The sequence below is a fragment of the Modestobacter sp. KNN46-3 genome, assembly GCF_011039295.1.
Genome location: NZ_JAAKGN010000146.1, coordinates 1 through 12,383, shown reverse-complemented (window position 1 = coordinate 12,383; position 12,383 = coordinate 1). Strand labels below are relative to the sequence as shown.

The following is a 12,383-nucleotide window of genomic DNA, read 5'->3' as shown; positions in this document are numbered from 1 at the left end:
GTCAGGAGCAGGGCTTCTTCGAGGAGCGGGGCATCGAGCTGGAGCTGGTGCCCGGGTCCGGCGGCGCGGCCGCCGTGCCCGGTGTGGTCGCCGGGGACTTCGACTTCGCCTTCGGCAACGTGACCTCCCTGCTGCTGGCCCAGACGCAGGGCCTGCCGCTGCAGGTCGTCTCGAACGGGACCGCCTCCACCGGCGACCCGGAGACCGACTTCTCCGCCGTCGTCGTGCCCGCGGACAGCCCGGTGCAGACCGCCGCCGACCTGGCCGGCAAGACCGTCGCGGTGAACAACTTCAAGAACATCGGCGAGGTCACGATCCGCAAGGCGGTCGAGGACGCCGGCGGTGACTCCTCGACGGTCAACTTCGTCGAGCTGCCCTTCCCGGACATGCCGGCCGCGGTCGCCAACGGCAACGTGGACGCCGCCTGGGTGGTCGAGCCGTTCGTCACCGTCGCCACCGGCCAGGGCGCCCGCGTCGTGGTGCGCAACTTCGCCGAGCCGGTGGAGGACCTCACCGTGGCGACCTACTTCACCACCGAGCAGATGCTCGCCGAGAACCCCGAGCTGGTCGACGACTTCCAGGCCGCGATGACCGAGTCGCTGCAGTACGCCCAGGACAACCCGGACGAGCTGCGCCGGATCATCACCACCTACACCAGCATCTCCCCGGAGGTCGCCGAGCAGATCGCCCTCCCGTCCTTCCCGGAGGAGATCAACGTGGAGTCGATGGAGACGGTCGCCGAGCTGATGGCCGAGTACGGGATCACCGAGGAGACCGCCGACGTCGACGCGCTGCTCGCGACCGACTGACCGTGCCCGACCCCACGACCCCTCCTGCGGTGCCCACCGTCCGGGACGTCACCTTCGACGTGCTGCGCCGGCTCGGCCTGACGACGATGTTCGCCAACCCGGGCTCGACCGAGGTGCCCTTCCTCGCCGGGCTCCCCGACGACATCGAGTTCGTGCTGGCGCTGCACGAGGGGTCGGTGGTGGGCATCGCCACCGGCTGGGCCATCGCCCACGACCGGCCGGCCCTGGTCAACCTGCACACCACCGCGGGCCTGGGCAACGCCGTCGGCGCGCTGGCCACCGCCCGGGTCAACCGGGCCCCGCTGGTGGTCGTGGTCGGCCAGCAGGACCGGCGGCACCTCGCCCTGGAGCCCTTCCTGGCCGGCCGGCTCGCCGGCCTGGCCGGCGACTACCCGGTCTGGGTCGACCAGCCGGTGCGCGCCCAGGACGTGCCCGGGTCGATCGCCCGGGCCCACCACGAGGCGCTCACCGGACGCGGCCCGGCGATCGTGGTCGTGCCGATGGACGACTGGGCGCAGCCGATGTCCGACGCCGAGCCGCTGGCCGCCGCGACCGTGGTGCGGCGGCCGGTGGGGGTCGACGAGGCGACGGTCACCGAGGTCGCCGAACTGCTCGACGGCGCGCGGTCGCCGGTGCTGGTGGTCGGTGCCGGGGCGGACACCGCCGTCACCCGGGCCGCGCTGGTGCAGCTGGCCGAACGGCTGGCCGCCCCGGTGCGGCAGGAGGCCTTCGGCGCGCGGGCCGGCTTCCCCCAGGACCACCCGCAGTACCAGGGGCTCCTGCCCGCCGGCCGGGAGCGGCTGCGCGGGGTGCTGGCCGGCCACGACCTCGTGCTGGTCGTCGGCGGCCCGGCCTTCCGGCAGTACCCCTACCAGCCCGGGCCGTTCGTCGACCCCGGCGCCCGGATCGTGCAGGTCAGCCAGGACCCGGCCGAGGTGCACCGGAGCCCCGCCGACCTGGCCGTGCTCACCGACCCGGGCGTCTTCTGCGCCGCACTCGCCGAGCGGGTGACCGACCGCGGGCTGGCGCCCGGCCCGCCGCGGACGCCGGTCACCGTGCCACCGCCGGCACCGGGGGAGCCGCTGCGGGCGCCGCACGTCTACGCCCAGCTCGCCCGGCGCCTGGACCCGGACACGGTGGTGGTGGAGGAGTCGCCGTCCACCCGCCAGGTGCTGGAGGAGATGGTCCCAGCCCGGCAGCCACTGGGGTACCTGGGCGTGGCCATGGGCGGGCTCGGCTTCGGGATGCCGGCCGCCATCGGCGTCCGGATGGCCCGCCCGGACCGGCCGGTGGTCGCGGTGCTCGGCGACGGCTCGTCGATGTACGCCGTCCAGTCGCTGTGGACGGCGGCCCGCTACGGCGTCGGCGTCCTCTTCGTCGTCTTCGCCAACGGCGGCTACGCGATCATGGACAAGCTGGTCGAGCGGCAGGGGGCCGGGAAGGCGCCGTGGCCGAGCTTCCCGGAGGTCCGGCTCTCCGCCCTGGCCACCGCGCTGGGCTGCTCCGCCCGGCGGATCAGCGGCCACGAGGAGCTGTTGGAGGTGCTGGACGACGTGCTGCCCCGGCTCCGGGACCTCGACGCCCCGCTGCTGCTGGACGTCGAGGTGGCGCCGGAGGCCGACTTCAACCCCTGAGGGTTCGACCCTGAGCGTTCAACCCCGGAGCGGTGCCACCGTGCTGGCCAGCAGGCAGAACTCGTTGCCCTCCGGGTCGGCCAGCACGTGCCAGGTCATCTCGTCGGTGAGCGGGCCCTGTCCGACGTCCACCGGGGTGGCGCCGAGGGCGAGCAGCCGGTCCAGCTCCTCGGCCTGCGACCGGTCGGTGGCGTTGAGGTCCAGGTGCAGCCGCAGCTTGCCCGGCGTCGGGTCGGGCACCGGGACGAAGTCCAGCACGGGCTGCGGGCCCTTGGCCTCCTGCCCCGGTGGGCCGATCGTCACCACGCCGTCGTCGTCGGTGTCCTGCACCTCGTAGCCGAGCACGTCTGCCCACCACTGGGCGAGCGCGGCAGGGTCGGTGGAGTCGACGGCGACTGCGGTGATCCGGGCGGCCATGACGCACGGTAGCGACCTGGCATGCCGCACGGTGGCCGGACACGGAGCCCCGACTAGCCTGAGGACGTGCGCATCGTCCGCTTCGCCCACCCAGCCGGCATGTCCTTCGGGGTCCTCGACGGGGACGGCCAGGTCGCCCAGATCGAAGGCCACCCGTTCGGTCAGATCTCCTTCACCGGTCAGCGGTACGCCGCGGCCGACGTCCGGCTGCTCTCGCCGATCCTCCCGAGCAAGGTGGTCGGCATCGGCAAGAACTACGCCGACCACGTGCAGGAGATGGCGACCGGGGACGCCCCGAAGGAGCCGCTGGTCTTCCTCAAGCCCTCCACCACGGTGATCGGCCCGGGCGACGCGATCCGCATCCCGGCCGGCAGCACGAACGTGCACCACGAGGTCGAGCTCGCCGTCGTGATCGGGGCGCGCGGCGCCCGTCAGGTCAGCCCGGAGCAGGCGCTGTCCAGCGTCTTCGGCTACACGATCGGCAACGACGTGACCGAGCGGGACATGCAGCGCAGCGACGGGCAGTGGACCCGGGCGAAGGGCTTCGACTCCTTCTGCCCGCTGGGCCCGTGGATCGAGACCGACCTGGCCGGCCTCGGCAAGGACCCGGCCGACCTGGAGATCACCTGCAGCGTGGACGGCGAGCTGCGCCAGTCCGGCCGGACCAGCCAGCTGCTGTTCGGTGTGCCGACGCTGATCTCGCACATCTCCCAGGTGATGACCCTGCTGCCCGGTGACGTGGTGCTGACCGGCACCCCGGCCGGGGTCGGCCCGATCGCCCCGGGCCAGCGGGTGGAGTGCACGATCGAGGGCCTGGGCACGCTGACCAGCACCGTCGCCGGCGCCGACCCGACCTCCACGGCCGGCGTCCGATGACCGCCCCGGCCGGCCCGGTGCGCACCCGGTTCTGCCCGTCGCCGACCGGCACCGTGCACGTCGGGGTGATGCGCGCCGCGCTGTACAACTGGGCCTACGCCCGGCACACCGGTGGTCAGTTCGTGGTCAGGATCGAGGACACCGACCCGGCCCGCAACACCCTGGAGTCCGAGCGGCACCTGCTGGACTGCCTGCGCTGGCTCGGGCTGAACTGGGACGAGGGCCCCGAGGTCGGCGGGCCGCACGGTCCGTACCGGCAGTCCGAGCGCAGCGACGTCTACCGCGACGTCGTCGCCCGGCTGCTGGAGTCCGGCCACGCCTACGAGTCGTTCTCCACGCCGGAGGAGGTCACCGCCCGGAGGCTGGCCGCCGGGCAGGACGCCAAGCTCGGCTACGACAACGCCGACCGGACGACGACCGATGCGCAGCGGGCCGCCTTCCTCGCGGAGGGCCGGGAGGCCGTCGTCCGGCTGCGGATGCCCGACACCGACCTGTCCTGGGACGACCACGTGCGCGGTGAGGTCCGCTTCGCCGCCGGCGCCGTCCCCGACTTCGTGCTGGTCCGGGGCAACGGCACCCCGCTGTACACGCTGGTGAACCCGGTCGACGACGCGCTGATGGGCATCACCGACGTGCTGCGCGGTGAGGACCTGCTGCCCTCCACCCCGCGGCAGATCGCGCTCTACCGGGCGCTCACCGAGATCGGTGTCGCCGCGGGCACGCCGCGCTTCGGGCACCTGCCCCTGGTCATGGGGGAGGGCAACAAGAAGCTGTCCAAGCGGGACCCGCAGTCGAACTTCGACGTCTACCGGGACCGGGGCTTCCTGCCCGCCGGGCTGGTCAACTACCTGGCCCTGCTGGGCTGGTCGATCGCCGAGGACCGGGACATCTTCTCGCCGGCGGAGCTGGCCGCCGCCTTCGACGTGGACAAGGTCAGCGCCAACCCGGCGCGGTTCGACCTCAAGAAGGCCGAGGCGATCAACTCCACCCACCTGCGCGCCCTGCCGGTCGAGGAGTTCCTCGCCGCGGTGACGCCGTACCTGGCCGGCGCCGGGCTGGTCGCCGACCCGCCCACCGCTGAGCAGGCCGCGACGCTCGAGGCGATCGCACCGCTGGCCCAGGAGCGGATGATCGTCCTGTCCGACGCGGTCGGGCTGCTCGGCTTCCTGTTCACCGAGGACGTCGAGATCGACCCGGCGGCCGCGGAGAAGCAGCTGGGCGCCGGTGCCCGTGAGGTGCTGGACGCGGCGTCGGCGGCGCTGCAGGCGCTGCCGGAGTGGACGACCCCGGCGATCGAGACGGCGCTCAAGGAGGCCCTCGTCGAGGGGCTGGGCCGCAAGCCGCGGCAGGCCTTCGGGCCGGTCCGGGTGGCGGTCAGCGGCCGGACGGTCTCCCCACCGCTGTACGAGTCGATGGAGCTGCTGGGCCGCGAGCGCACCCTGGCCCGGCTCGCTGCTGCCCGCGGGATCGCGACCGGATGACCGGCGGGGGCTGGAGCGCCTGGGGGCAGGGTGAGCCGCCGTACGCCGGCCCGCCGCCGACCGGCCGGTACGGCGCTCCGCCCCGGGTCCCGCTCGGCCCGCCGCCGGGCAGTCCCGCCGGCTGGCCGGCCGGCCCGGGGTGGGCGCCTCCCGGTGGGCCGTACCCGGCTGCCGGCCTCCCGCCGTACCCGCCTCCGGCACCGGGCACCTACCCACCTCCGGCGCCGGGCACCTACCCGCCTCCGGCGCAGCGCACCTACCCACCTCCGGCGCAGCGCCCGTCGCGACCGCCGCGGCCGGTGACCCCGCCCGGGGCGCCGCCGCACGACACCCCGCAGCCCTACGAGCTGTTGATGCGGACGCGGGACTGGGCGTGGTGGCGCCCGCTGCTGGGCCTGCTGCTGTTCACCGTCCTCTACGGCGTGGCAGCTGTGGTGCTGGTGCTGGTCGTCTACGTGACCGGCGTGGTGCCCGACCTCGCCATGACGGACCTCACCGACGTCTGGGTCCTGCTGTTCACCAACGCCTCGCTGATCGTGGCGATCCCGATCGTGTGGGTGTGCTGGCTCGTGCCGCACGGGCTGCGGATCGGCTGGTCGTCCTCGGTGCTGGGCCGACTGCGCTGGCGGATGCTGCTGCCCTGGACCTGGCGCGCCCTGGCGACCCTCGGGCTGGCGGTCGCCGCCGGCCTGCTGCTCACCATCGCGGCCACCGACCTGTCGATCACCGGGCCGACCTCCTCCTTCGGCTGGCTGCTGCTGGTCGTGCTGCTGACGACGCCGTTGCAGTGCGCGGCCGAGGAGTACGTCTTCCGCGGCTACCTGACCCAGGCGATCGCCGGCTGGGTGGGCCGACCACAGGCCGGCGCGGTGGTCGCGGCGGTGCTGACGGCCGCCCTGTTCTCCGCCGCCCACCTGCCGCCGGACGCCGAGTCGTTCCTCTACCGGTTCGTCATCGGCCTGGTGCTGTCGGGGGTGGTCTGGCTGACCGGGGGGCTGGAGGCCGCCATCGCGCTGCACGCGGTGAACAACGTGGTGATCTTCGTGCTGGCCGGCGCCCTGGGCGAGGAGCTGGCCACCGCCGACCCCGGCGGTGCCCTGAGCTGGGTGACCACCCTGCTCGGGATCTCCGGGATGGTCGCCTTCCTCGCCTGGGTGGCCGTCACCAGCCGGCGGCTGCGGCCGGAGCTGCTCAGCCCCGCGCTGCAGCTGCCGGCGCCTGCCCCCACTGCGGCCCCCGGTCGTCCGACGTGGGGCACGCCGCCTCCCGCGCCGCCGTGGGGCTCCCCGGCGGCGCCGGGTGCCTGGGCCGCGCCGCCGTCCTCCAGCGGCTGGGGCCGGCCACCGGGGGGCTGACGCGCCCACGAGGGGGGTGCCCGTGCTGGCTCCCGGGGGATCGGGTAGTGTTCTTTCCCGGCGCCGCAAGGTGCTGCACGGCCAATGGGGTATGGGGTAATTGGCAGCCCGACGGTTTCTGGTTCCGTTAGTCTAGGTTCGAGTCCTGGTACCCCAGCGAGGAGCACAGCTCCTCAGCACGACCGCACCACAGCACCACCTGGCCCCGTCGTCTAGCGGCCCAGGACGCCGCCCTCTCACGGCGGTAGCGAGGGTTCGAATCCCTTCGGGGCTACACCTGGCAGAGCCCCCGACCCCCACGGGTCGGGGGCTCTCGTCGTCTGCGGGTGTCTCCGAGCAGCGCCGGTCGGGCGCCCCGCGGGCGGCGCCACGGGAGAGGGGTCCCGCGAGCGGGTCCCGGCCGTCTGGCAGAATCAGCGCCGCACCACCTGGCCCCGTCGTCTAGCGGCCCAGGACGCCGCCCTCTCACGGCGGTAGCGAGGGTTCGAATCCCTTCGGGGCTACACCTGACAGAGCCCCCGACCCACCGGGTCGGGGGCTCTCGTCGTCTCTGTGGGTCGCCCGCATGACGACGGTCACAGTCGTCACCCGTTGCGGTGACCAACGAAGTGCCGGAGTGGTGATCCGGTGTTAGCTTCCCCGGGCTGATCATCGCGCCGCACCACCGTGCCCGCCCTGTGAGGCAGGCAGAGGTCCCCGGCCGTCCGTGGCCGGAGACCCGATCTCACCGAACCTGGAGGGAACCCCGGTGGTCCTCGCCGCGGAGGAGAGCCTGCGACTCGACGCGAACCTCGTCGACTACGCGCTCGTCGCCGCCTACTTCGCCGTCGTCCTGCTCATCGGCTTCGCCGCCCGCAGCCGGGTGTCCGACAGCCTCGACTTCTTCCTGTCCGGCCGGTCACTGCCCGCCTGGGTGACCGGTCTGGCGTTCATCTCGGCCAACCTCGGGGCCGTCGAGATCATTGGCATGTCGGCCAACGGCGCCCAGTTCGGCATGGCCACGTTCCACTACTTCTGGATCGGCGCCGTGCCGGCCATGCTCTTCCTGGGCGTGGTGATGATGCCCTTCTACTACGGGTCGAAGGTGCGCAGCGTCCCGGAGTTCATGCGCCGCCGCTTCGGCACCGGCGCCCACCTGGTCAACGCGCTGAGCTTCGCGCTCGCCCAGGTGCTCATCGCCGGCATCAACCTCTACCTGCTGGCCACCATCGTGAATGCCCTGCTGGGCTGGCCGCAGTGGATCTCGCTGATCGTCGCCGCGGCGGTGGTGCTGAGCTACATCACCCTCGGTGGCCTGTCGGCGGCCATCTACAACGAGGTGCTGCAGTTCTTCGTCATCGTGGCCGCGCTGCTGCCGCTGACACTGATCGGTCTGCACCGGGTGGGTGGCGTCGGTGGGCTGATCGACTCGATCCGTGACAGCGGCAACGAGAACGACCTCAGCTCCTGGCCGGCCAGCGACCTGACCAGCATCGACAACCCGGTGCTGTCGGTCATCGGGATCGTCTTCGGGCTGGGCTTCGTGCTCTCCTTCGGCTACTGGACGACGAACTTCGTCGAGGTCCAGCGGGCGATGGCCACCAAGTCGATGTCGGCCGCGCGGAGCACCCCGATCATCGGCTCGTTCCCGAAGATGTTCATCCCGTTCATCGTGATCGTCCCCGGCATGATCGCGGCGGTCCTGGTCAACGAGGTGCAGGAGCTGAAGGCGGGCGGTGACCCCGGGGTCACCTACAACGACTCGATCCTGCTGCTGATCCGCGACGTGCTCCCCAACGGCCTGCTGGGCGTGGCGATCGCCGGCCTGCTGGCCTCGTTCATGGCGGGCATGGCGGCCAACATCTCGGCCTTCAACACCGTCTTCAGCTACGACCTGTGGCAGCAGTACGTGAAGAAGGACCGCCCCGACGAGTACTACCTGAAGGTCGGCCGGCTGGCGACCGTCGGGGCCACGGTGACGGCCATCTTCACCGCGCTCATCGCCGCGGGCTTCGACAACCTGATGGACTACCTGCAGACGCTCTTCGGCTTCTTCAACGCCCCGCTGTTCGCCACGTTCATCCTGGGCATGTTCTGGAAGCGGATGACCCCGACCGCCGGCTGGGCCGGACTGGTCTCCGGCACGCTCGCCGCGGTGCTGGTGTGGTCGCTGAGCGAGGTCGGCGTCATCGGGCTCGAGGGGCAGGGCGCCAGCTTCGTGGCCGCCGGTGCGGCGTTCGTGGTGGACATCGTGGTGAGCGTCGCGGTGAGCATGGTGACCGCCCCGAAGCCGGTCTCCGAGCTGGCCGGACTCGTGTACTCCGAGACGCCGAGGGAGGACCGCACCGATCCCGAGGCGCACCGGTTGCCCTGGTACCAGTCGCCGACGAAGCTCGCCGGCATCTCGTTGGTGCTCGTCATCGCTCTGAACCTGATCTTCAGCTGACCGTCCCCAGCGTTCCCGAGAGGAGCACCCCATGAGCACTTCGAGCAACGGGCACGACGCGGGTGGGGCGCCGGCGACCGGCGGCCGGCGCACCGCGGGCGCCTACGACGTCCGGGTCGTCATCGCGGGCCTGATCGGGCTTTACGGCGTCGTCCTGATCGTCCTGGGCATCGTCGACTACGGCGCGGCCGAGGCCGCCAAGACCGGTGACGTGAACGCCAATCTGTGGGCCGGCATCGGCATGCTGGTCTTCGCCCTGGTCTTCGTCGCCTGGACCCGGCTGCGGCCGGTGGTCGTCGAGGACGGCGAGGCGGTCGAGGACCCCACCGGCGGAGCGGACACCGCCGGCCGGTAGCCCTCGGCGGGACACCCGACGGCGGCCCGCGGTGGGGAGCCCCACCGCGGGCCGTCGTGCGTCACCGGACGGCCACGCCGAGCAGCTCGCCGTCGGCCGGCAGTCCGTCGGCGCCGTCGGCGGCGCCGCCGCGGAAGGCCATCGGGATGCCGGCGGCACCACCCAGCCCCGGGGAGTCGCACAGCTGGACGTGCAGGTGCGGTTCGCTGCTGTTCCCCGAGTTGCCGCACTCGGCCAGCTGCTGCCCGGCGACCACCCGCCGGCCCCGCTCCACCAGGACCGAGCCGCGGCGCAGGTGGACGAGGGCGGCGAACGCCCCGTCGTCGGCCCGGACGACGACGTGGTTGCCGGCGAGCCAGCGGACGCCGCCCACCTGCCGGACGAAGCCCTCGAGCACCAGCAGGTGCAGGATCGACAGCCAGCCGCTGCGGGCCCGGTGGTCGCGCCGCCGCTGGTGCACGCGCACCACGACGCCGTCCACGGGGCTGAGCACCGGCTGCCCAAACGCCGGGTACTCCTCCGGCCGACGCCACTGCCCCCCGGAGCCGAACTCCGGGCGGCCGCCGCCGGGCGGGTCCAGCACCAGGTCGATGGCGTGGGTCTGGCCGAGGCTGTTGACCCCGTGCGACGGGACCTTCGTGGCCGGGGAGTTCAGCGCCCGCCACGGACCGCGCACCGGGGGATCGACGACGCGCACCGGGGCGGCGGGTGGGCGCACCCGGTCGAGCAGGCCGAACCCGACCAGGACGACGATGCCGGCCAGCGCACCCCAGGCCAGCAGGCCGACCGTGTCCGCCAGGATCAGCAGCACGCCGAGCGCGGGCAGCGGTGGGCGTGCGCGGGCCACCAGTCGCCGGAGCGTCGCGCCGGTCACGGGGCCACCGCCGCGAGCACGACGTGCAGCGGCACGACCCGCTCGGCCGGTACCGCGTACGTGCCCCGGCCGGCCGTGCGCAGCCAACCGGCGGCGGTGAGCTGGCGCAGGTGGTGGTGCAGCTGCCCGGTGGTGCCCAGCCCTGGCAGTGCGGCCAGCGCCGCGGTCGTGGTGTGCCCGCCCAGCACCTCCCGGAGCAGTCGCAGCCGGACCGGGTGGCCGAGGGCCGACAGTGCGGTGGCGAGGGTCCCGTCGTCGTCCGGCCCGGCCGCGCGCAGCCCGTCGGCGTCGTGCGTCCGCTGCCAGGCGTACTCCTCGCCGCCGGGCAGCCGCACCTGCCCGCCGTAGGCGACCGCACCACCCGGCAGCTCGGCCGCCTCGGCGGCCAGCCCGTGCAGCAGCCAGAACCGCTCGCGGTCCGGTGGCACGGGACCGGGTGGCTGTGACCGCTGCTGTTCCAGCGCGGTGAGCCGCTCCTCGATCCGGGTCAGGCGGGCGTCGTCCACGCCTGCAAGAGTACGGAACTACGTAGGAACGAACAAGCGTGTCAGCGTGCCGCCCGGGAGACGGCGACGGCGGCGTCCAGGACGGCGGAGACCACCTCGGGGCTGGGGCGGCGGCCCAGTCGCTCGACCGGGCCGGAGATCGAGACGGCGCCCAGGACGCCGCCGGCACCGTCCCGCACCGGGGCGGACAGCGAGGCGACCCCGGCCTCGCGCTCGGCGACGCTGTGCGCCCAGCCGCGGCGGCGGACGTCGAGCAGGGTGCGGGCGGTGAAGCTCGCCGCCGGCAGGAGCGCGGTGACCTCCTCGGCGGGGGAGAAGGCCAGGAGGACGTGCGCCGCCGACCCGGCGGTCAAGGGGAGTCGGGCGCCCAGGGGCACGGTGTCGCGCAGTCCGCTGGCGCGTTCGGCGACGGCGATGCACACCCGGCTGCTGCCGTCGCGCACGTAGAACTGGGCACTCTCCCCGGTGCTGTCGCGCAGCACGGCCAGGTGTCGGCCGGCCAGGTCGCCGAGGTCGACGCCGCCCCGGCCGAGCTCGGCTAGCGCCGGACCCGGGGCCCAGGCGCCGGTGTCGGTGCGCCGCAGCAGGCGGTGCGCCTCCAGGGCGGTGGCGAGCCGGTGTGCGGTCGCCCGCGGCAGCTCGGTACGCGCCACCAGCTCGGCGAGGCTGGCCGGCTCGGCCGACACGGCGCGGAGGATGGCCACGGCTTTGTCCAGGACCGCGACGGGGTTAGGCTGTCCCACGTCGTAATACTCGCATCCCAAGATGTGAGATGGCAACGAGGAGGACCCCGTGGGCAGGACCCTGGCGCAGAAGGTGTACGAGCAGCACGTCGTCCGGCGGACGGCGGGAGAGCCCGACCTCCTCTACATCGACCTGCACCTCGTGCACGAGGTGACCAGCCCGCAGGCCTTCGACGGGCTCCGGGCCGCCGGGCGCACCGTGCGCCGTCCGGACCTGACCATGGCCACCGAGGACCACAACGTCCCGACCCTGGACATCCTGTCCCCGATCGCCGACCCGATCAGCCGGGCCCAGGTGGACGCGCTGCGGCGCAACGCCGCCGAGTTCGGCATCCGGCTGGCCCCGATGGGCGACCGGGACCAGGGGATCGTGCACGTGATCGGCCCGCAGCTGGGGCTCACCCAGCCGGGGATGACCATCGTGTGCGGCGACAGCCACACCTCCACCCACGGCGCCTTCGGTGCGCTGGCCTTCGGCATCGGCACCAGCGAGGTCGAGCACGTGCTCGCCACCCAGACGCTGCCGCAGCTGCCGGCCAAGCAGATGGCGGTCACCGTCGACGGCGAGCTGCCCCCGGGCGTCTCGGCCAAGGACGTCATCCTCGCCGTCATCGCCCAGATCGGCACCGGCGGCGGCCAGGGCCACGTCATCGAGTACCGGGGCAGCGCGATCCAGGCGCTGTCCATGGAGGCCCGGATGACGATCTGCAACATGTCGATCGAGGCCGGCGCCCGCGCCGGGCTCATCGCCCCGGACCAGACCACCTTCGACTTCCTGGCCGGGCGCCCGCACGCCCCGCAGGGCGCCGACTGGGACGCCGCCGTCGCGCACTGGTCCACCCTCACCACCGACGACGACGCCGTCTTCGACCACGAGGTGCACATCGACGCCGCCTCGCTGACCCCCT

At 73.4% G+C, this 12,383-nt stretch carries 12 protein-coding genes and 3 tRNA genes; 11 read left to right on the top strand and 4 right to left on the bottom strand.

Annotated features, from left to right (window positions below):
- Positions 1–809 (top strand): ABC transporter substrate-binding protein (locus tag G5C62_RS21765; protein WP_164702649.1); only part of this gene is annotated, 809 nt, incomplete at its 5' end.
- Between the two features lie 2 nt (positions 810–811).
- A complete protein-coding gene (gene mdlC / locus G5C62_RS21760) occupies positions 812–2,443 on the top strand; it encodes a benzoylformate decarboxylase (RefSeq protein WP_206330777.1) in 1,632 nt (543 codons plus the stop codon).
- 18 nt (positions 2,444–2,461) lie between these two features.
- Here mdlC and G5C62_RS21755 read toward each other — a convergent pair whose 3' ends face one another.
- On the bottom strand, positions 2,462–2,860 hold the full coding sequence (locus G5C62_RS21755; RefSeq protein WP_164702648.1) for a VOC family protein: 399 nt from the start codon (positions 2,858–2,860) through the stop codon (positions 2,462–2,464).
- 66 nt (positions 2,861–2,926) lie between these two features.
- On the opposite strand from G5C62_RS21755, the gene G5C62_RS21750 reads away from it, so the two are divergent.
- From G5C62_RS21750 to G5C62_RS21715, 8 genes are all read left to right on the top strand, one after another.
- Positions 2,927–3,736 (top strand): fumarylacetoacetate hydrolase family protein, encoded by an 810-nt coding sequence (locus G5C62_RS21750; protein WP_164702647.1) that lies wholly within the window; start codon positions 2,927–2,929, stop codon positions 3,734–3,736.
- On the top strand, positions 3,733–5,217 hold the full coding sequence (gltX, locus tag G5C62_RS21745; RefSeq protein WP_036339999.1) for a glutamate--tRNA ligase: 1,485 nt from the start codon (positions 3,733–3,735) through the stop codon (positions 5,215–5,217). Before G5C62_RS21750 ends, gltX begins: the two co-directional genes overlap by 4 nt.
- Positions 5,218–5,516: 299 nt before the next feature.
- Positions 5,517–6,572, top strand: coding sequence for a CPBP family intramembrane glutamic endopeptidase (locus tag G5C62_RS21740; RefSeq protein WP_164702646.1), 1,056 nt, complete (start codon positions 5,517–5,519; stop codon positions 6,570–6,572).
- Positions 6,573–6,657: 85 nt separating this feature from the next.
- Positions 6,658–6,729: transfer RNA gene (locus tag G5C62_RS21735), tRNA-Gln, on the top strand.
- 44 nt (positions 6,730–6,773) lie between these two features.
- Positions 6,774–6,846, top strand: a tRNA-Glu gene (locus G5C62_RS21730).
- 156 nt (positions 6,847–7,002) lie between these two features.
- Positions 7,003–7,075: transfer RNA gene (locus tag G5C62_RS21725), tRNA-Glu, on the top strand.
- A gap of 203 nt (positions 7,076–7,278) precedes the next feature.
- Positions 7,279–8,997: a sodium:solute symporter family protein gene (locus G5C62_RS21720; protein WP_231558506.1), complete on the top strand. Its 1,719-nt coding sequence runs from the start codon at positions 7,279–7,281 to the stop codon at positions 8,995–8,997.
- A gap of 31 nt (positions 8,998–9,028) precedes the next feature.
- The gene (locus tag G5C62_RS21715; RefSeq protein ID WP_036339996.1) at positions 9,029–9,352 is read left to right on the top strand and encodes a hypothetical protein; all 324 of its coding nucleotides are present in this window, start codon (positions 9,029–9,031) and stop codon (positions 9,350–9,352) included.
- Positions 9,353–9,413: 61 nt separating this feature from the next.
- Here the strand turns inward: G5C62_RS21715 and G5C62_RS21710 are convergent, their stop codons facing one another.
- From G5C62_RS21710 to G5C62_RS21700, 3 genes are read right to left on the bottom strand one after another with little or no spacing between them, the layout of a single operon-like run.
- Positions 9,414–10,226, bottom strand: coding sequence for a M23 family metallopeptidase (locus G5C62_RS21710; RefSeq protein WP_036339993.1), 813 nt, complete (start codon positions 10,224–10,226; stop codon positions 9,414–9,416).
- Positions 10,223–10,732: a helix-turn-helix transcriptional regulator gene (locus tag G5C62_RS21705; protein ID WP_036339990.1), complete on the bottom strand. Its 510-nt coding sequence runs from the start codon at positions 10,730–10,732 to the stop codon at positions 10,223–10,225. The genes G5C62_RS21710 and G5C62_RS21705 overlap by 4 nt, the downstream gene beginning before the upstream one ends.
- 41 nt (positions 10,733–10,773) lie before the next feature.
- A complete protein-coding gene (locus G5C62_RS21700; RefSeq protein WP_036339987.1) occupies positions 10,774–11,475 on the bottom strand; it encodes an IclR family transcriptional regulator in 702 nt (233 codons plus the stop codon).
- A 49-nt stretch (positions 11,476–11,524) separates the two neighbouring features.
- Between G5C62_RS21700 and G5C62_RS21695 the strand changes: the two genes are divergently transcribed.
- Positions 11,525–12,383, top strand: an 859-nt coding sequence (locus G5C62_RS21695; protein ID WP_241176055.1) for an aconitase family protein, incomplete at its 3' end; no start/stop codon positions are given.